15 protein-coding genes are annotated in these 20,895 nt (G+C 38.9%); 10 read left to right on the forward strand and 5 right to left on the reverse strand.

Annotation, left to right across the window (positions count from 1 at the left end; all coding sequences use genetic code 11):
- Window positions 1–571 precede the first annotated feature (571 nt).
- Complete coding sequence (locus ACPFYS_RS06030) at window positions 572–1,339, forward strand: ATP-binding cassette domain-containing protein (RefSeq protein WP_427876631.1); 768 nt, start codon at window positions 572–574, stop codon at window positions 1,337–1,339.
- Entirely contained in the window at window positions 1,329–3,407 is a 2,079-nt protein-coding gene (locus tag ACPFYS_RS06035; protein ID WP_427876633.1) for a YhgE/Pip family protein, read from the forward strand. The genes ACPFYS_RS06030 and ACPFYS_RS06035 overlap by 11 nt, the downstream gene beginning before the upstream one ends.
- A gap of 117 nt (window positions 3,408–3,524) precedes the next feature.
- On the opposite strand, the gene ACPFYS_RS06040 is transcribed toward ACPFYS_RS06035, so the two are convergent.
- Entirely contained in the window at window positions 3,525–4,655 is a 1,131-nt protein-coding gene (locus ACPFYS_RS06040; protein ID WP_427876635.1) for a 4-hydroxybutyrate dehydrogenase, read from the reverse strand.
- A gap of 134 nt (window positions 4,656–4,789) precedes the next feature.
- Window positions 4,790–6,130 (reverse strand): H2O-forming NADH oxidase, encoded by a 1,341-nt coding sequence (gene nox, locus ACPFYS_RS06045; protein ID WP_427876636.1) that lies wholly within the window; start codon window positions 6,128–6,130, stop codon window positions 4,790–4,792.
- Between the two features lie 353 nt (window positions 6,131–6,483).
- Between nox and ACPFYS_RS06050 the strand changes: the two genes are divergently transcribed.
- Window positions 6,484–7,092, forward strand: coding sequence for a pyroglutamyl-peptidase I (locus ACPFYS_RS06050; RefSeq protein ID WP_427876638.1), 609 nt, complete (start codon window positions 6,484–6,486; stop codon window positions 7,090–7,092).
- Window positions 7,093–7,123: 31 nt separating this feature from the next.
- On the opposite strand, the gene ACPFYS_RS06055 is transcribed toward ACPFYS_RS06050, so the two are convergent.
- Window positions 7,124–7,567, reverse strand: coding sequence for a toxin-antitoxin system HicB family antitoxin (locus ACPFYS_RS06055; RefSeq protein ID WP_427876640.1), 444 nt, complete (start codon window positions 7,565–7,567; stop codon window positions 7,124–7,126).
- Between the two features lie 192 nt (window positions 7,568–7,759).
- On the opposite strand from ACPFYS_RS06055, the gene ACPFYS_RS06060 reads away from it, so the two are divergent.
- Window positions 7,760–9,268 (forward strand): N-6 DNA methylase, encoded by a 1,509-nt coding sequence (locus ACPFYS_RS06060; RefSeq protein WP_427876642.1) that lies wholly within the window; start codon window positions 7,760–7,762, stop codon window positions 9,266–9,268.
- Window positions 9,258–9,785: a restriction endonuclease subunit S gene (locus tag ACPFYS_RS06065; protein ID WP_427876644.1), complete on the forward strand. Its 528-nt coding sequence runs from the start codon at window positions 9,258–9,260 to the stop codon at window positions 9,783–9,785. Before ACPFYS_RS06060 ends, ACPFYS_RS06065 begins: the two co-directional genes overlap by 11 nt.
- On the opposite strand, the gene ACPFYS_RS06070 is transcribed toward ACPFYS_RS06065, so the two are convergent.
- A complete protein-coding gene (locus ACPFYS_RS06070; RefSeq protein ID WP_427876646.1) occupies window positions 9,782–10,978 on the reverse strand; it encodes a restriction endonuclease subunit S in 1,197 nt (398 codons plus the stop codon). The two genes, ACPFYS_RS06065 and ACPFYS_RS06070, sit on opposite strands and share 4 nt — an antisense overlap.
- A gap of 12 nt (window positions 10,979–10,990) precedes the next feature.
- Window positions 10,991–11,977, reverse strand: coding sequence for a site-specific tyrosine recombinase/integron integrase (gene xerA / locus ACPFYS_RS06075; RefSeq protein ID WP_427876648.1), 987 nt, complete (start codon window positions 11,975–11,977; stop codon window positions 10,991–10,993).
- A 75-nt stretch (window positions 11,978–12,052) separates the two neighbouring features.
- Here xerA and ACPFYS_RS06080 point away from each other — a divergent pair, with 75 nt between their 5' ends.
- The 5 genes from ACPFYS_RS06080 to ACPFYS_RS06100 all read left to right on the forward strand — a co-directional run bounded on the left by ACPFYS_RS06080 (window position 12,053) and on the right by ACPFYS_RS06100 (window position 20,879).
- Window positions 12,053–12,706 (forward strand): restriction endonuclease subunit S, encoded by a 654-nt coding sequence (locus tag ACPFYS_RS06080; RefSeq protein ID WP_427876650.1) that lies wholly within the window; start codon window positions 12,053–12,055, stop codon window positions 12,704–12,706.
- Window positions 12,707–12,808: 102 nt separating this feature from the next.
- A complete protein-coding gene (locus ACPFYS_RS06085; protein ID WP_427876652.1) occupies window positions 12,809–15,844 on the forward strand; it encodes a type I restriction endonuclease subunit R in 3,036 nt (1,011 codons plus the stop codon).
- Window positions 15,845–15,905: 61 nt separating this feature from the next.
- Window positions 15,906–16,637, forward strand: a complete 732-nt coding sequence (locus ACPFYS_RS06090) for a hypothetical protein (protein WP_427876654.1) — start codon at window positions 15,906–15,908, stop codon at window positions 16,635–16,637.
- On the forward strand, window positions 16,627–19,245 hold the full coding sequence (locus tag ACPFYS_RS06095) for an HAD-IC family P-type ATPase (RefSeq protein ID WP_427876656.1): 2,619 nt from the start codon (window positions 16,627–16,629) through the stop codon (window positions 19,243–19,245). Before ACPFYS_RS06090 ends, ACPFYS_RS06095 begins: the two co-directional genes overlap by 11 nt.
- A 146-nt stretch (window positions 19,246–19,391) precedes the next feature.
- Entirely contained in the window at window positions 19,392–20,879 is a 1,488-nt protein-coding gene (locus tag ACPFYS_RS06100; protein ID WP_427876658.1) for an L-serine ammonia-lyase, read from the forward strand.
- Window positions 20,880–20,895 lie beyond the last annotated feature (16 nt).

Raw genomic sequence — 20,895 nt, forward strand, 5'->3', positions numbered from 1 at the left:
TTGTTTTTATTGCTATAAAATAAACAAATGAACAAAAGTTCAAAAATAAGTTCATATTTGTTCGCCCAGAAGAGTAGTCTAAGTGCTTGTGATGAGAAAATAGTTGCAGTCGTGAACTGCAAACAGATGTGTATGTTTGCAAAAAACTGCGCGATTTTACGCTACTTTTACTGCAACACTGGTTGAATTGCAAAATTAGCAAATAGAAAATCTCACAAAGTGATGTGGAAAATAAAAATTAATTATAAAGATCAATTAAAAATCAAGAAAACAAAATAAAAGTCAAAACAAAATAGAAAAAACAAAAACAGAAAATTGGAAAAATAAAACACTAGAAAGTATGGTGTTTAGATTCAGAAAGTCTTAACAAATAATCTGCTAAGACTTCAACATTCATATACCCCATACTCTGACAGTGTAAAAACAATATAGTAAGGAGGAATGCCTGACGCGCACAGTAATAAAAACATAGTAATCTATTAGCAAACTACTAGTAGATTATCGTATTGTTTTGCTAACAAATAAGGCACTATACCTTATAGTTTGGGCTGCTAACGTCACGTAACAAATCATGCAAGAAGAACAAACGCTGCTAGAAGCTAAAGAATTAGGATTAAAAAGATTTAGAAGAACACCATTCTCGAACGTGTCACTAAAAGTCACTCCACACAAAATTTTTGCAATATCCGGAGAGCACGGTTCAGGAAAATCAGCTTTGCTGCTTTCATTATCTGGCTATATGAAATTTACAAGTGGAAGCCTTAAAATTGTTGACGCAAACCTTCCAAGCGAAACACAAAAATCAAGGCAGTACGTTGGAATAGGAATATTCAACGGAATAAACGAATTCTACAAAACTCAGACAATAGACGAGATATTAATGAGCGAATTAAAACTCGCATTGCATTCGCCACTATTTAGGTCACAGTATAGAAACGATATTAATAATCGCGAAGCATTACAACAATACGCGTACAACGTTTTAGCATACTGGAAAGTTTGCTCACCTCGAAAAACAGAAGTAGGAGAACTAACTCCATGCGAGCGCATGAGACTAGGAATTGCTTTAGCCTTACTAAAACAGCCGTGGCTGCTTTTTGTAGACGAAATTGAGACCGAACTTACCAGCGAACAAAGCGATCTACTAATTAAAGATATCCGTTCATATGTAAGTGAACATTACTGCTCATGCCTTGTTGGAGTCTTGCAAAGTGATCTCGAAAAACAAGCTGATCAAGTCTTAAGACTCATACCAAATAATGAGAAAGCAGAAAATTCTCATACTGATTCTCAGCTTGGTGAACGTGAAGCAAATGGTGGTGAAAACAATGCGCGTTAATACTATTGCTCTTGCATTTCGTGAGCTTAACAACACGATGAAAGGAAAAGCTCGAAAATTAATAATAGGAACAGTAGCTTTAATACCACTTTTGTACGGAGCCTTATACTTATGGGCGTTCACTAATCCTTACAAAACATTAGACACTGTGCCAGTTGCGGTAGTTGTAGAAGACAATGGCGCAATGATTAACGGCAAAATGCGTAATGTTGGCGACGAAATTAAAAACCGCTTGAAAAACCAAAAAGATGGTAGCGAAGGATTCCAATGGAACTTCGTAAATTCAGACGAAGCAAGCAGAGGACTTCGTGACGGAAAATACTTTATGGTAGCAACAATTCCGTCATCATTTAGTAAGTGCATTGCTTCTGCAGAATATGGCACACCAACTAAAGCAAAACTTCACGTAAAGTATGATCAAGCAAGTAACATGCTGGCTTCGCAAATCGGTAAAACTGCTTTCCACACAATGCGAAGCGAAATCAGTGAAGCTATTGCGCAAGAATATTGGGAGAACATGTTTGCTAAAGTAAACTCCGCTTCAGATTCGCTTGGGGACGCTGTAAACGGAGCAAACGCATTACATAATGGTTCCAAGTCGTTGCAGAGTGGAATAAATCAATTAGCTGACGGATCTAGCCAACTTTCGCAGTCATTACGTCAACTGCAAAACGGTTTAGGAGATTTACAAAAAGGTGCAAATACTCTTACCCAAGCTAACGCGCAAAGTAAAGAAGGAGCACAGTATCTTGCGCAAAAAACGCAAGATTTAGCAAACGGAGCACAACAGCTAAATGAAGGAACGCAAAAATTATCTGCAGCAACGGGTGAATTTTATGAAGGTGCTCAAAAGCTTGCTTCTTCTAGTGGAGAGTTAGAAGAACACGTAAAAGCTGGAAATGCTGCAACAAAAGCGAAAATAACTAATCTTCTTATGCAAGCGCAAAATCCTGCAGTAACTAAGGAAGATGTTGTATCTAATTTGCAAGCTTTAGCAGAAGGATTAGGCGAAAACTCTGAACTTCTAGAAACAAATCTTTCTGCTTTAAGTGCTGGTGCTGACACGTTATCTTCTGGTAGTTTGCGCATAAAAGGTGGAGTGAATGCGCTCGCTAAAGGAATCGAAAATGTTAATGCTGGATCAAATAAATTAGCTGAAGGAGCAAATAAGCTTGCAGATGGACTTAGCAAAGTGAGCAGTGGTAGTGAAAAACTTAATAATGGTATTAATAACGCAGCTCAAGGTTCAGCGAAAATAGCGAACGGCTCGGATCAGCTTAATTCCGGAGCTAAGAAACTATCTGATAATACTCCAAAACTTGTTGAAGGAGCAAAGAAGTTACATGATGGGCTTCAGAATTCTCAAAAGTCTGGAAAAATCAACAATATTGTTCAAAAAAGTAAAGTGATGAGCGCACCGGTTGCGTTGGAAGAACACGAGTATTCTCACGTTGAAAATTACGGAACTGGTTTCGCTCCTTACTTTATTTCCATAGGACTCTGGGTCGGTGCTCTTATGGCAACGTTCGTTTTGAGAGTTATGGATAGGCGAGAAATACTTAACGGTATGAACCCGGTAAAGAGTACGCTTATTAGCCTCACGCCATTTATTATTATGGGCGTTGTGCAGACTGTGATTCTTATGGGTGTTGTTCACGCTGCTCTTAAGCTGCAAATAGATAATGTGCCTGCGTTCTACGCTGTGGGAATTATTACAGCGATAACATTTATGGCAATTATGCAGATGATAATAACTGTGTTCCACATACCTGGACGAGTTGTTGCAATCATTATTCTTATGCTGCAAATCACAAGTTCTGCTGGAACGTTCCCTGTAGAAATGACGCCAGCATTCTTTAGAGCTGTTCATCCGTACCTGCCAATGACGTACTCGATTATGGGGTTGCGTCAAGCAATGGCTGGAAAGAACAGTGGTGAAATAGTTTTCGGTATTGGAATGCTAGTGCTTTTCGGCGTAGTTGCGATTGCTATTACAAGCATTGTTGCGCGTATGAAGCGTACTGTAACAATGTTTGATTTGCATCCTGTAATAACGCTTGAGGCATAAGTTTTAGCGTAGGTGCGATATTCGATATTAAAATCCCCGCAGCTTTTGTTGGTTGCGGGGATTGTTTTTGATGAAATATGACTTTTTAGTGAGATCTGATTTTAGTGATATCTGATTTTAGAAAGTAGATGCGTAGACTTCGGCAATTGCAGACTCATCCATATGCATGTAGGAATTCTTCAAAAGTCGCTGCTGCTCTTTAACAACGCTTGAAGCCCAGCTTTGAATCATGTCTTTGGTCATGCCATACTCGTGAAGCTTGTGCTTAGGAAGAATCGTGTTAAGAACTTCGTCGAGCTTGTCTAATACGTCTGCATTCTGGCATTCGAGAATATTTGCCATAAAGTCGAAAAGATTAGAAAGCTCAGTGTTTTCTGTGCTATCGCTGTTGGCATCATGCTTAGCATAGTATCGCAAAACGCTTGTAAGAAGCGCAGCATTCGTTTCGCCGTGAGCCACGTGGAAAGTTCCACCAAGCGGATAAGCCATCGCGTGAACGCAACCGCAGCCAGCGTTACCAAACGCAATTCCAGCGTAAAGACTTGCCGAAACCAAGTCGCCCACAACTTGGGCTTTTGCACTACTGCCTTCCTTCACAACTCGCATATAACTTTGCAAAATAAGTCCGCAAGCCTTGTAACTAAACATTTTTGTAAGTTCAGTTGCAATAGGGGAAAGCGCGGATTCGATCGAGTGCGTAAGAGCGTCAATAGAGCTGGTTGCAAAAACGTAATCTGGTAGGCTCTTTAATAATTCCGGAATAAGAACCGCGTCTGTAGCGTAGCAAGCGTCGTTTGCTAAACCCTTCTTTGTGTTGCGCTTAGTAAGCGAGAATACGGCAACGTTTGTAACTTCGGAGCCTGTGCCGCAAGTAGTTGGAACAAGAATAAGATCAGCGCCTTTTTGTGCAGGAATCTTTCCGTCAACTAAATCCTCAAGTGGGCTTGTTTGCTTCAAAGCGCAAACCTTGGAAATATCCAAAACAGTGCCGCCGCCGATGCCAATCACGCGCTTTGGGGTAGTGCGAATGTCGCTAACAATCGCATCAACCATTGCGTCACTAGGCTCACCTTTGCCGTATTTTTCTTGGAAAATCACGTCGCAATCAAGATTTAAATCACCAAAATAAGGCTCCCAAATGTACTGGTTTGTGATAACCAGATCGCCCTTGCCGAGCTTGAATTCTTGCGCAAAATCGCGCGCGTGCTCGAACTTGTGAATAGTTGGTTTAATAGAGAGCTGTTTCATCCTAGACTCCTTTGTTTTAATCTGCATGTCTTATGCTAATAGTGCGCGGATGATTAAAAAACCAAGCAACTGCTACATTATAGAACAGATTGCTTGGTTTAATAAACGCGATTTAAGCTAATTGCAGAAGCTAATCATCCCTTCAACAAAGCCGTGTAAGCTGCCATCGTAATGTAATTGTATGGCTGGTTGAAGTGAGGCATAAAGAAGATATCGCACAAAGCAAGCTCCTTAATCGTGACTTTCTTCTGAATAGCCAGCGAGAACAGGTGAATTGCTGCAGACATATCGTAGTTAGAAGCCAACTGGCAACCAACAATCACCTTCGTATCCTTCTTGTAAACGATGCGAATCTTCACCTTTGGATTCTCAACTTCCATAAACGCAGGCTTTTGAGTATCCTCGAAATCAACGTAATCAACATCCATGCCCTCTTTTTGAGCGGCAGTCAAGCTCAAGCCAGTGCAAACAAGCTTGTAATCGTAGATCATCATTGCACTAGAGCCTTGCACGCCCTCGGTTTCTACAGGAGTTCCGCAAACGTTGTGACCTGCAATCAAGCCACTTCTAACGGCGTTAGTGGCGAGAGCAATGTAGTTTACGCGGTCTCGAGCGTTGTCGTAGATTGTAGCGCAGTCGCCGATTGCGTACACGTCTGGGTCGGAAGTTTGCTGCTTCTTGTCAACGAGGAAAGCGCCGTTAGCATACTGCTTTAAATGATCCTTGCCAAGCGCAACGTTTGGGTGGAAGCCAATAGCGCAAATCACCATGTCTGCATCGTAAGTGCCTTTGCTTGTTTTAACAGCCTTAACTTCAGTGTCTCCAATAATCTCCTCAACAGCTTGACCAAGCTCAAACTTAATGCCCTTATCTTCCATAATTTTCTTCAAATTGTTAGAAAACTCTGGGTCAAAGTAGCCGTTAAGAATATGGTCTTCCATGTCAATAAGAGTTACGTTCTTGCCAAGTCGCTTAAAAGCTTCAGCAAGTTCAACGCCAATGTAGCCGCCGCCAAGAACCACAACATTATGGAAATCGCGCTCTTGAAGCTTTGCAATAACAGTTTGTGCATTCTGGAAAAGCTTTACCATTTGCACATTTTCCAAATCGATGCCTTTAATGCGTGGTTTGTTTGGAAGGCTTCCGGTAGCTAGAACCAGCTTGTCGTAAGAATCGTGAATAACAGTGCCGTCTTTAAGCTCGACTGTTACTTCTTTCTTTGCGTAATCTATGTCTAAAACTTTACTTTCAAGATTTACCTTAGCGCCTTTTTTAACGAAATCTTCTGGCTTCTGATAGAACAGTCCGTCGCTGCTTTGAATCTGCTTTCCAATCCACAAAGCCATGCCGCAGCCAAGGAAGGAAATATTGCTATTTTGATCGTAAATTGTAAGATCGTTTCCTGGGTAGCTCAAAATTGTGTTAGCGCAGGCAGTGCCGGCGTGATTTGCGCCAATCTGAATGATCTTCGCCATCGGTAATCTCTTTTCGTCGTTGAATCTAGTTTTATTTTGTTTATTTCTGCTGAAATTATGGTATGTGCTGCATTAACTACTTTGTTTAATTTACGCTGCGGCGCGAACGCACATCCAATGCATAATATTATTACATGAATGTGAGTCTTACCAATTTTGATTTTGTGCGTGTTGTGTGGGAAGTGTGATTATTTCACAATCTGACTATAACTAATCTTTTTGCGAACATGAATTACGTAGTAGAATCCTGAAATTTGTATACTGTTTATATACAGTGACATTCACATATATACAGTTTTTGTGATGCGTTTTAATGTTTTGATAAAGTGAGAGTTGTATGAGGGGGTATTGTAATGCGTATTTTGATTACTGGTTTTACGCCGTTTGATAATGAGTCTATAAATCCGTCGTGGGAGATTGCGCAATCAGTGCATGCGCCTGAGGGCGTGGAACTTGTTCGTTTGCAGATTCCTACAGAATTTAACAAAGGTGCGCAAAAAGTTATTGAGAAAATAGAGGAAGTTCACCCTAATGCTGTGCTTTCGTTAGGGCAATTTGGCGGTTCTGCTTGTTTTAACGTTGAGTATGTTGGAATTAACTGTAGAGCTTCGCGCATACCGGATAATAGTGGATATAAGCCTTGGTATGAGCCTGTTGTGCAGGATGGTGATGTGGCGTATAAAGCGACTTTGCCAGTTGTGAATATAGTTGAGGCTTTGAATAAGGCGAAATTGCCGGCGTCTGTGTCTTTTTCTGCGGGCGCGTACGTGTGCAATGATGTGCTTTACAGTGTTTGTCATTATTGCCAGACTAGGAAATTGCCGATTAAGAGCGGTTTTATTCACGTTCCGTATTTGCCTGAGCAAGTTCTTGATAAGCCGAGTACGAGTTCTATGAGTTTAGCTGATATGCTTTGCGGTATTGAAATTGCGCTGCAAGTAATTGCAAGTAATTGCGAGTAATTGCAGATAAATAGTATGAAGTATTTATTGTCTATACTTGCTCAAGCACGCGCTCAATAGCGTTATTTTGCGAAAGAAGATAAACGCAATACTGGTTCATGCTTATGCCTTCGGCTTGAGATTGTTCAGCCAACTGCCTGTGTAATTCTTTAGGAAGACGTAACTTGAATTGTCCGGAATAGTCATTTAATTCATGGTAAGACGGCTCTTTTATATTGATTTTGCTTGTAAGAGCTGCTTCAAACCAAGAATGCTTAGCGTCCTGCGCATTTGCTGCTGCTTCCTGTTCGGTGTCTCCTGAACTTATGCATCCTGGCAAATCAGGGTAGTAGGACACGAATCCGCCTTCATCTGGATCCTTTACAATCTCCAGCTTATACGGTAGTGACATGTAGTAGCTGAGTGTTTTATTTGTAAGTGTTTTGGCGTTGTTTTTGTGAGTGATATTTTTGCTAATTTTATTTGTTTTAGTCATATTTGATTTCATATTTTGCTGATTTTTTGAAAGTTTTATAAAAGTATAAGTGGTGTTATATGTGGTGTCAACGGCTATGCTGGTTTATGATACTTAGACTTAATTAGTAAATCGTTAATTGATGTAAACTTAATACTAGATTTATTCTGTGGATGATTAATCTTTGCAAGTAGATAGGTGGTTGGTATATAGATGGCTGATAAAAATGCGGCGAATATAGGTTTTGAAAAGCAATTATGGGATGCTGCATGCGTGCTGTGGGGTCATATTCCAGCTGCTGAATATCGCAAAGTAATTATTGGCTTAATTTTTTTGAGGTATGTTTCTACTGCATTCGAGAAGCGTTATAAAGAGCTTGTAGAAGAAAATGATGGTTTTGAAAACGATCGTGACGAGTATCTTGCTGATAGTATTTTCTATGTTCCAGAAAATGCAAGATGGAATGTAATTGCTTCTGCAGCACATACTCCTGAAATTGGCAAAGTCATCGATAATGCAATGGTTGCTATTGAGCAAGAAAATAAGAGCCTTAAGAATGTATTGCCGAAAAATTATGCAAATCCTGATTTGGATAAGCAGGTTCTTGGCGACGTTGTTGATATTTTTACAAATAGTATTGATATGAACGGTAATGGACTTGATGAAGACATTATTGGAAGAACTTACGAGTATTGCATAGCTCAATTTGCAGCTGTAGAAGGTAAAGATGGTGGAGAATTCTATACGCCTTCTAGCATTGTAAAAACTTTGGTTTCCGTGTTAAAGCCGTTCGATAATTGTCGTGTGTATGATTGCTGCTGCGGTAGTGGTGGCATGTTTGTTCAGTCTGAGAAGTTTATTGAGGCTCACAGTCATCGCCGTGGAACTATTTCTGTTTATGGACAAGAAGCTAATCCAGATACGTGGAAGATGGCTAAAATCAATATGGCTATTCGTGGTATTGATGCTGATTTAGGACCGTATCAGGCAGATACTTTTACTAATGATTTGCATCCTACTTTGAAAGCTGATTTTATTCTCGCTAACCCTCCTTTCAATTATCACCCGTGGAATCAAGAAAAACTACTTGATGATGTGCGTTGGAAGTATGGAGTTCCTCCTGCAGGAAACGCTAATTACGCTTGGATTCAGCATATGATTCATCATCTTGCTCCAAATGGGAAAATCGGTCTTGTTCTTGCTAATGGTGCTTTGTCTACATCTACTACTTCAGAATTCGAAATACGAAAGAAAATTATTGAAGATGATTTGATAGAAGGCATTATTGCTATGCCTACGCAACTTTTCTACAGCGTTACTATTCCAGTCACGTTGTGGTTTATTACTAAGAATAAGAGGCAGACTGGTAAAACTGTTTTTATTGATGCCAGAAATATGGGTCATATGATTGACCGTAAGCATAGGGATCTTTCAGATGACGATATACAAAAATTATCCAACACGTTTGAAGCTTTTCAGAATGGTACTTTAGAAGATGTTAAAGGTTTTTGCAAAGTAGCAACAACAGAAGATATAGCTAATCAAGATTACATTCTTACTCCAGGAAGATATGTTGGTATTGAAGAGCAGGATGATGACGGAGAGCCATTTGAAGAGAAGATGACGAGGCTTACTTCTGAACTTTCAGAAATGTTTGCAAAATCGCACGAATTAGAAGCTGAAATCAAGAAGAATTTGGGGGCAATTGGGTATGAAATATAAGCTTTCAGAAATAATGGATATTATTGGTGGCGGAACTCCGAAGACAAGTAAGCCGGAATATTGGAATGGTGACATTCCTTGGCTTTCTGTAAAAGACTTTAACAATGATTATCGCTACGTATATGAAACAGAGAAGACCATTACACAGGCTGGATTTGATAATAGCTCAACGAAATTGCTAAAGAGAAATGATTCAATAATTTCAGCGCGTGGTACTGTCGGAGAAATAGCGATGATTCCATATCCTATGGCTTTTAATCAGTCGTGTTATGGGCTACGTGCAAAAGAAGGTCTTGTTGATGAAGAGTATTTATATTACTTGATTAAGCACAACGTGCTGGTTTTGAAAAAGAATACTCATGGCTCGGTGTTTGATACAATTACGCGAGACACGTTTGACGGTATTGAAGTGGAATTGCCGTCAATGGTGCAACAGAAGGCAGTAGCTTCAATACTCCGAGATTTAGATGACAAGATTGAACTAAATAATAAGATAAATAAGAATTTAGCTTTCTAAATGTCGAGATTTGATACATCGATTTCTCCAGACATAAGCTTTGGTATCAATGCGTCGCGTAATGTTACAAGCTTAGAAATTTCGTCGCGTATTATTATTTGTGCATTTATTATTGGCATCACTAAATTATTAAATTGTTTACGAAGTTCAATTGGAGGCTCAAATAAAAATATTTTTTTCAAATGAGTTGGTCCAAAATTAACCTGCGCGCTACCATTCGCCATAGATATTTGATTATTAAGAAACTCTTTTGAAGTAATATATCCATATACAAATGAATAATCATCGTAATCGCGCTTAGGCCTAAATCTTATTACACTCGTATTCAAACATAATGGAAGATCTTTTGCTTGCACTATTGCATATCTTCCCAAAGTTCCAGAGCAGGACAACACTATATCGTACGCATTAAGCATAAAGTGTGAGTATTTTCCATTGGCTTCATCGTAAGAAATCATATTAGCTGTTGAAGTATCTAATGTTCCACCATTTATGCAACGAATATTTATGAATTTTATTCCATTCTTAACATATTGCCAATTTCTAATTCCAGGGCCTTCTTGGAAATAAATTATTTTTGACAATGGAATTTGTTGCCATTCGTCTTTTCTGTTAATTACAAAAAATTCATTATAAAGTTCTCTGATTTGCTCCTCTAAATTCTTATTTATAGCTCTATTATTTTCAATTTTGGAATCGATTGAAGATAGGAGTGATGATATTTTTCGTTGATCTTGTATGTTTTCTGGAACATTTACCTCTACACGTTTCATTGCACTGCCAGATATTTCTTTGAACGTTGTTCCACTACCAAGATTACTTATTTTATTTTTGTTATATTTAAGCAAGTAATACAGAAATAAATAATCGGTATTTTCATTTGGTATTACACTTTTGAATCCTTGATTTGTACACATTTCATTTGCAGCAATTGCCACGTAACCTATTGGTGCACGAGAAGAAAAAAGAATAGAATTTTTAGGCATTAATTGTGTTGAGCAACTTGAAAGTCCTTTATTAGTTATATTGCGTTTTCCTTTGGAAATATATCTTCCAGAAAATCCCGCTAAATCTTTTGGTGTAATCCAAGCAATGTTACCATTTTCATAATTTTCTGGTTTATTAGTAGACGGTGTAGCTCCTCCTACAACTGTGCCAAGATCTGATATTGTACAAGTTTTCCATTCAGTCATAATCTAGCCGTCCTATCCTATATATTTTCTATGTGCTATTTTAACATTACTTTGTTTTACCATGGCATATTGAAGCGTAGTATCAATACGCTGGTGTCCAAGCAATTTTTGTAGTTGTTCAATTGGCATGCCTTTATCTATTGCAATTGTTGCAAGCGTTCTTCTGAATTTATGAGGGTGCACTTTTGGTATGTTTAATTTTCTACCCATGTTACGAAGGCGTTGTTCTATTCCACTAATCTGTAATCGTTTGTAAGGGGCTTTAAGGCACACAAATAATGCTTTATTGTCGTCAGTTCTTTCGCTTAAATATTGTTGCAAGTGCAGCTTTGTTCGTGCGTCGAAATACACGAGCCTTTCTTTGTTACCTTTGCCAAACACTACACATTCTCTTTCTGTAAAATCTATATCGTCACGATTCAGCAAAGCTAATTCGCCTACTCGCATACCAGTTGAAGAAAGAATATCAATCATTGCTAAATCGCGTATCTCTTTGCAATTGTCTCTCATCTTTTCCAGGTCTTCATCTGCATAGGTTTCTTTTATGCTACTTGCCGTTTTTACTTTATGTATGCGTCTAACTGGGCTTTTAATAATATGATCTTCATCTTCTAGCCAAGCAAAAAAGCTTGATAATATTCTACGAATATTGTCTATTGTTACTCTGCTGGATTTGTTTCTATTTTGATATTCAGTCAAATATGTTCTTAAATCCTCAGTGACAATATGTTGAACGTTTTTGCCAATTGAAGCAATCATTAATTCAATAGTAGTTTTATAATACTTTAATGTTTTTTCTGAGCAACCTTCTACGCGTTTAGCTGCTATAAATTTTTCGAGCAAAGTAGTGCTGTTGTCTTCATTTTTGGTTGTATCTGAGCAGCTTACTTCATAGCAAAAAAGTATTCGTTTCATTACTTGGTGTAGATGTTTTAGTTGCGAATTGTCAAGATAAGGCAACATTTGCTGCATAATATTGGACATAAGTTCTTGCTTCATTAGTATCTCCTTTGCATAGTTTGCTTTAGAGAACGATACTATTAAATAATTTATTGATTTGTTTCGTATGAAGTTTTGCGTAATTCAGCTATAAATAAGAATTTAGAGCAACAAGCTAAAGCTATCTATCAGAAGATGTTTATTGACAATCCTGACAATGATTGGAATGAAGGCTCCTTAAGCGATATCGCTAATATTACTATGGGACAATCTCCAAGCGGTAGTAGCTATAATGATGACGGAATAGGCACAGTATTCTTTCAAGGTCGTGCTGAATTTGGCTTCAGATTCCCAACTATCCGCCTTTATACCACTAATCCAAAGAGAATGGCTGGTGCAAATGACATCTTGATGAGTGTTCGAGCACCAGTTGGCGACCTTAATATTGCTCATGAGGATTGTTGTATTGGTCGTGGACTTGCTGCTATTTGCTCTAAAACCAGCTATCAGTCTTTTATGCTTTACACGATGTTTTCACTCAAAAAGCAGTTGAATATATTCAATGGAGAAGGTACAGTTTTCGGTTCTATCAATCGCAATTCATTGAACGATATGCCAATTCTCATTCCTTCTGATGAGCAAATTGAGAAGTTTGAACTGATAGTTGCTCCTATGGATGCTGCAATTCGCAATAATTATGATGAAATTTGCCGTTTGCAAGTAGTACGAGACTCTTTACTCCCTCGCCTTATGTCTGGTGAAATTGATGTATCAAATCTCAACATTTAGAAAGCTAAATTCTTATTTATCTAAATAAATCGGGTTATATAGTGCAAAATTTCCGCGCTAGTAGGATAATAATAGAAATCCTAATACGAGGGAGTGTGAAGCATGTCAGAATCCTATACTGAAGCAGATTATGAAAATTCTATAATAGAGCTTTTTCAAAATATGGGTTATAGGCATGTATATGCTCCAGACTTAGAACGTGATTTTCATAGCCCTTTATACGAAGAAGAGCTTAATGATGCTCTGTATAGGCTGAATCCTCGTGCATCAAAACGTGCGATATCAGAAGCGTTGCGCAAAATCAAGAACTTTGAGAATGCAGAACTTGTGCAAAAGAATGAATTATTCATGAATTATTTGCAAAATGGCGTTGAAGTAAAATATTTTGAAGATGGTGAAGAGCATTCAGATATTATTTACCTTGCAGACTACGAAAATAAGAATAATAACTCTTTTGTTGTAGCTAATCAGTGGACATATATTGAAAATAGCAATAAGCGACCTGATGTTATTTTGTTCCTTAATGGATTGCCAGTAGTTTTAATGGAACTGAAATCTCCTTCTAGAGAAAACACTGATGCTTCAGAAGGTTATTTGCAAATTAGGAATTACATGCAAGAAATTCCTTCCATGTTCATATACAACTGCATTTGCGTTATAAGTGATCAGCTTACGAGTAAGGCTGGCACTATTACTTCCAAAGAAGATCGTTTTATGTGTTGGAAATCTAAAGATGGAAGCTATGAAAATACACAATATGCGCAATTCGATACTTTCTTTGAAGGCATGTTTACTAAAGAACGCTTGCTTGATATTATAAAAAACTTCATTTGTTTTTCAGAAAATGGCAGTGAATTAATAAAAATTTTAGCTGGCTACCACCAATATTTTGCTGTTAAAAAAGCTATTGAATCAACTAAACGTGCGTCGGAAACAGATAGAAAGGGCGGTGTTTTTTGGCATACACAAGGCAGTGGAAAATCATTGTCTATGGTGTTTTATGCGCACTTGCTTCAACAAGTCTTAAACAGCCCAACAATAGTTGTTATTACTGATAGAAATGATTTAGACGATCAATTATATTCTCAGTTTGCTAAGTGCAAGGATTTTCTTAGGCAAGAGCCTAAACATGCTGAAAGTCGTAATAATTTAAAGAGTTTGCTTGAAGGAAGAAAAGCAAACGGAATTATCTTCACTACTATGCAAAAGTTTGAAGAATCTTCTGAGCCATTATCAGATCGCAAAAACATTGTTGTTATGGCTGATGAAGCGCATCGTAGTCAGTATGGTCTTTCTGAAAAAGTAAATAGTGAAGGAGAAATTAAAGTAGGCAATGCGCGAGTTATAAGGGATGCTCTGCCTAACGCAACTTTTATAGGGTTTACTGGAACCCCTATTGAAGCTAAAGATAGAAATACTCGCGAAGTGTTCGGTGATTATATCGATATTTATGATATGACTCAAGCTGTTGCAGATGGTGCCACAACTCCTGTTTACTATGAGAGTAGGGTTGTAAAGCTTAAACTTGATGAATCAACTTTGCGCATGATTGATAATGAATATGACGCAATGGCTGATTATGCTGATTCTGAAGTCATTGAGAAAAGTAAAAGAGAAGTTGCAACTCTTGATGCAATTCTTGGTAATGATTCAACAATAGACTCACTTGTTAAAGACATCATTAATCATTATGAGAATTATCGCGAAAATCTTTTAACAGGCAAGGCAATGATTGTTGCGTATTCTCGTGAAATTGCAATAAAAATTTATAATAAGATTCTTGAATTAAGACCTCAATGGGATAAAAAAGTCAAGGTTGTAATGACTGAAAGCAACAAAGATCCTGAAGAGTGGAGAGCAATTATAGGGAATAAAAGTCATCGTAAGGATCTTGCAGAAGAGTTCAAAGATGACAATAGTGATATGAAGATTGCGATAGTTGTTGACATGTGGCTTACTGGATTCGATGTGCAGTCGCTTTCCACCATGTATATTTATAAACCCATGAAGGGATATAACCTTATGCAAACCATTGCGCGTGTAAACAGAGTATTTGCAGGTAAAGAAGGTGGCTTAATAGTAGATTATGTAGGCATTATTTCTGCTTTGAAGCAGGCTATGAAAGACTATACTGTTAGAGATAAAGAAAATTATGGGGATATGGATATATCTCATTCTGCTTATCCTAAATTCTTAGAAAAATTATCGATTTGCAAAGATCTTTTCCATGGATACGATTATTCGAAATTTGTTAATGGAACTAATTTAGAAAGATCAAAAGCTGTTTCTGGAGCAGTCAATTTTATACTCGATGTAAGTAAAAAGAAAGAATTAAAAAATTTTGTAAAAGAAGCGCTTCTATTGCATCAAGCATTATCTTTATGCTCGTCAATTGTTAAGCGTGATTTAAGAGTTGAAGCGGCATTTTTTGAGTCTGTACGCGTTATTTTATCTCGTATAAGTGATAGTGGATCTGGCAAGAAAATTTCTCTTCAAGAGATGAATAGCAGAGTTAACGATCTTCTTAAAAATAGTATTAAAAGTGAGGGTGTTATAAATCTTTTCTCCGATTTTAAGGAAGGTTTTTCGATTTTTGACCCTGAATTTATGAGTGAAGTCTCAAAAATGAAGGAAAAGAATATTGCTGTAAAGATTTTGGAAAGTCTTATTTTGGAACAGGTTCGTATATATAAAAAAACAAATGTTGTAAAATCTGAAAAGTTTAGCGAAATAATGCAAAGCATTATAAATAGATACATTAATGGCATGATTACTAACGAAAAGGTTATAGAAGAATTATTTGATATGGCTAAACAGATTATGCATGAAAAAAGTATTGGTAAAGAACTTGGCCTTACTGATGAAGAGCTTGCTTTTTATGATGCATTAACGAAACCTCAAGCAATAAAAGATCGTTACAAGAATGATCAGCTTGTTGCTATCACAAAAGAACTTACAGAAACATTACGTAAAAATCGCACTATTGATTGGCAAAAGAAAGAAACAGTACGCGCTAGAATGCGAATTTGCATTAGACGTCTTCTAAAGAAGTATAAATACCCGCCTAGCGATTTAGAGTATGCACTTGAAACTGTTATAAAGCAGTGTGAACAATGGGTAGATAGAACAGATTTGTAGTGTGGTAAAGGTCTGTGCGTGTTGTGTGGGGGGGGGGGTATTTACCTCAAAACAGTCACTTATGGTGAAAGTGTGGTATAAAAGTCTTATGTTTTCTAAACGCGCTGTTACCATTTTTGCGGCTGCTGTCGTAACTGCTTTAGCGCTAGGTACGTTGAGTGCCTGCGAGCCGAAGGGTAAAGCCGTTGGGGATACTGGACGAGCTGGGGACATAATTCACGATGGTGTGGATATTAACGATATTCATTTGCTGGTGATTGGTTCTAAGTCTGAAGCTCTTGATGATGAGCTTTTAAGACAGTGCAAAATGTACGGAATCAGTGCAGCTTATGTGTCAGTTTCAGATATTAATAATCCTAATGAGGCAGCTCAGCAAGCTATTCGTTCTGCAAGTGAGCAGCCTGTGTCAATGATATTCATAAATTCTCTTGACGTTACAAAATTAGATTCAAATTCTCAAGTATCTAAAAAATCTAAAGAAAGTGCTGTAAACAAATCGGGTGAAAGTAAAGCGTGGATTTCTGCACTGCAATACGTGCGGTATGCTGGAGTTCCAGTTGCGCTAGTTAACCCTATAAAAGCTCCTAAAGACGAAACTTTATATGCTGCAACATTGCATATGAACGATGTTGCTAACGGCATTATTTATGAAACTGATTCGTCGAATCACAATGAACATTCAGATAGTAAAAACACTAAACTTTATCCAGAACGTTCATCTTTGCTCAGCATTGTTCGCGCAATAATCGACAATACGCCACACAGTAGGGAAGTGATTGTAAATGACAAGTAGCAAGCACAACTTAACCGCAAGTTCCGTTGAAAAAGTGAGTAATTCTTGTGTATCACTTCCTGAAGTAGAAGTTTCTGGATTGAGTGACAAAGAAGTTGCAGAGGCGGTTTCTCGCGGAGATGTGAATATTACTTCTAAGCAAACTTCGCGTTCGGTAATAGATATTATTCGCGCAAATGTGTTCACGTTATTTAATGCAATCATTTTTGTGGCGATGATAGTTGTTCTTGCCACAGGTTCATGGAAAGACGCTGTTTTTGGAGTAGTAATTTTAGTAAATACTGGTATTGGTGTTGCAACTGAGCTAAAAGCTAAGCGTACGCTCGATAGTCTTTCTATATTGATCGCTGCTCGTGCAATGGTTCGTAGAGGTGGAGAAAATATCGAGATTGCGCACAAAGATATTGTGCTTGGGGATGTTTTGTGGCTTAGGGCTGGTGAGCAGGTTCCAGCTGACGTAGAAGTTTTGGAATCGTGGGGATTGGAAATGGATGAGTCCATGCTCACGGGCGAGTCTGCTACAGTACGAAAAGCGCAAGGAGATAACGTTTATTCCGGGTCTACTGCCGTTTCTGGCATGGCCTTAACGCGTGTTACTGCCGTAGGAGAGCACAGTTACGCAGCAAAATTAGCAGCACAAGCAAAGGTGTACTCTAAAACGATTTCCGATTTAAGTCGTGGAATTAATACAATTTTGAAATATATGACTATGGTTGTGGTGCCTTTGTGTGTGCTACTTGTGTGGTCTCAAATGCATAAAGTTGGCGGATTTGTTGAAGCATGGCAGACTGGCGCTTGGCGAGGAGCCGTTGTTTCTGCTGTTGCAGGCGTTGTTGGCATGATTCCAGAAGGATTGGTGTTACTTACTTCGCTTAATTTTGCGGTGGCTGCTATGCGACTTGCGCGTAAACAAACGTTAGTTCAGGAGCTGGAATCTGTAGAAACTTTAGCGCGCGTAGACTGCTTGAATCTGGACAAAACTGGCACTATTACTGACGGTGGTATTGCATTCGTTGGCGTAGAAAATCTAGATAATAATGCAGAAATATCTTTACAAACTAACTTACAAACCAACTTACAAACCAACTTACAGACTAATCAGGCTTTATTTGACTTATCTAATGAAGAAAATCCAAACGCAACAGGCGTTGCGATTATGGAAGGGCTTGGCGCTCAAGGAGTCGCAGCTAGTGCGCATGTATCTAACCGACTTCCGTTCTCATCCGCTAGAAAGTGGAGTGCTGTGCGTTATGTGAATGATACAAGCGAGTCTGCAACTTGGTATATGGGTGCTCCGGAAGTATTGCTAAGTGCGATTAATTGTGCAAATTCTAATGAACTTTTAGCGAAAGTTAATTCTTATGCTGAGCAGGGTGAGCGTGTGTTGCTTCTTGCAAAAGCAAGTATCGTCGAAAGTAGCGTCGAAAGTAGCATTACAGACACAGATAAAACTTTTGGTGATTCTCCTACTATTTGCGCAAGTGCCCAGCCTGTTGCTTTAGTTCGCTGCTCTGAGCGTATTCGTGAAGATGCTCGTAAGACTCTTTCATGGTTCCGTGAGCAGGGTGTACGCTGCCGTGTAATTTCGGGAGATAATCCTACAACTGTTGCGGCTGTTGCTGCAAAAGTTGGGTTAACAGGAGATCGCAAACCTATTGCAATGGATGCTAGAAAATTGCCTGAAGATATTAACGAACTGGCTAAAGTGCTTGAAAATGTTGATGTTCTTGGGCGTGTGCTTCCTCATCAAAAGAAGGCGATTGTTCAGGCGCTTCACACTCAAGGTCATGTTGTTGCTATGACTGGTGACGGCGTGAACGATACGTTGGCTCTTAAAGAGGCTGATTTAGGTGTTGCTATGGGCAATGCTGCTCCTGCGGCAAAAGCTGTAGCTCAAGTGGTTCTAGTTGATTCGCGCTTCTCGCATTTGCCGGATGTTGTGGCTCGCGGTAGGCAAGTGATGGCAAATATGGAACGTGTGGCTGGCTTATTCCTTGTAAAAACTGTGTATTCTGCGCTTATTTCTGCAGGAGTGGTATTGCTCGGATTGCACTTCCCGTATTTGCCTCGTCATATTACTTACATTGGTTCTTTAACCATTGGTATTCCAGCATTTTTGCTCGCTTTAGCGCCTAATACTCGTCGCTATATTCCAGGATTCTTGAAGCGTGTAGTGCATTTTGCTGTTCCTAGCGGATTTGCAGTAGCGCTTTCCGTGCTAGCGACTGCTGTTATAGCTCCTCGAGTTTTGGGATTAAATCTTGACGATGTTGCCGCAAATAATTTGATAGCGTCTCGTTTTATTGTTTCAAACGTGCAAGCCTTGGCAACCGCTCGCAGTATTTGTTCCGTAATCGTATTTGTCCTTGGCATACTCGTGCTTGCAAGCGTTGCTAAGCCGTTGCGCTCGTGGCGAGGAATCATGGTTGCGTTATTTGCTGCAGCTGGAGTTGCTGGAGCTTTTATACCGTTTACTGCAAAGTTTTTCGAAATTCATGTGCCAACTGCGGGAAGTGCACTTACTGTAATGACAATAGCAGTTATATTATCGGCAGTATTTTGGTTTGTATGCGTGATTTTGGCAAAACTGATAGTGCGTAAGAAGTAGTGCGTAAGAAATAGTGCGTAAGAAATAGTGCGTAAGAAAATAAAGAAAGAATCAAAAGAATCAGAAAACTAATCTATGCGAATTAGTGAGTGTGTCGAAGAGCCAGTAATGATGCTTACAATAGATACGTGTTCAGTATTTTAGAAATGTTTTCAGTAGGTGTCGGTCCAAGTTCTTCGCATACCGTAGGTCCTATGCGTGCGGCTTACGCATTCGTAACTTCCCTGCAAAAAAGTGGGAGTCTTAAAAATGTTGCGCACGTAAAGGTGACGCTTTATGGATCTTTGTCTTTAACTGGCTTAGGGCATGGTACTGATCGAGCGTCTGTTGCAGGTCTTGAAGGGAATCTTCCAGATAATGTAGACACTGAGCATATGCTTACAATTCGTGAAGATTGTAAAAAGACTGGTACTTTGAAACTTGCAGGAGAACATACTATTTCTTTTGATTACGACAATGATGTTGTTTTTGAAAAATGGAAGCGCATGGTTGCACATCCAAATGGAATGCGTTTTGTTGCAACGGATTCTGAAGGCAATAAGGTAGATGAGCAAGTTTGGTATTCCATTGGCGGCGGGTTTGTGCGTAAAGGTCGTTCTGATGACGCTATGGTTGGTCTACATGATCGAGTTACAGAGCAAGCTGAAAGCAATAAAGACGAAGGTAGTAGTAACGAAACTAGTCAAAACGAAAATAAAGTTGATACTTCAAATCAAACTAAAGACTCTACTGTACCTTATCCTTTTACTTCATGCGATGAGCTGATCGACATTTGCAGAAGAGAGCATATGCAAATCAGTGATGTTGTGTGGCAAAACGAGTTAGCTTTACACGAGGGTGATGCTGACTATGTGCGCAACTATTTACTTCACGTTTGGAATGTTATGAGCAAATGTGTCGAAAATGGCTGCAATTCAAAGCAGCCAATTCTTCCGGGCGGTCTTGATGTTCCTCGCCGTGCTCCTCATATGTATGAGCGTCTTGCAGCAAATTCAGATATGCTTCGCAATAATCGTAGACGTGCAGATGCAGCTTTGGAAACTTCTGATTCTGCATGGGTTAATCTTTTTGCGCTCGCAGTAAGTGAAGAGAACGCTGGAGGCGGCCGAATTGTTACGGCTCCTACGAATGGTTCTGCTGGTATTATTCCTGCAGTATTGCAGTATTATTGGCGATTCGTTGATTCAGCTAACGAGGACGGTGTTGTTAGGTTCTTACTAGCTGCTGGAGCTGTTGGTTATTTGTTTAAGCGAAACGCTTCAATTTCTGGAGCTGAAGTTGGTTGTCAGGGTGAGGTTGGTTCTGCATGCTCAATGGCTGCAGCTGGATTGTGTGAAGTATTAGGTGGTACTCCTGAGCAGGTTGAAAATGCTGCAGAAATTGGAATCGAACATCACTTAGGATTGACTTGCGATCCTGTTGGTGGATTAGTTCAGATTCCTTGCATTGAACGTAATGCTATGGCTGCAAATACTGCTATTAATGCGGTTCGTATGGCTATGCTTGGGGACGGTTCGCATATGGTAAGTCTTGATCAGGCTATTAAGACAATGAAAGAAACTGGTCACGACATGATGTCTAAATATCGTGAAACTTCAAAAGGTGGATTGGCTGTTAACGTAGTTGAATGCTAATTTGAGTATAAGTTCT

Source organism: Gardnerella sp. 2492, from assembly GCF_050320365.1.
Lineage (GTDB): Bacteria > Actinomycetota > Actinomycetes > Actinomycetales > Bifidobacteriaceae > Bifidobacterium.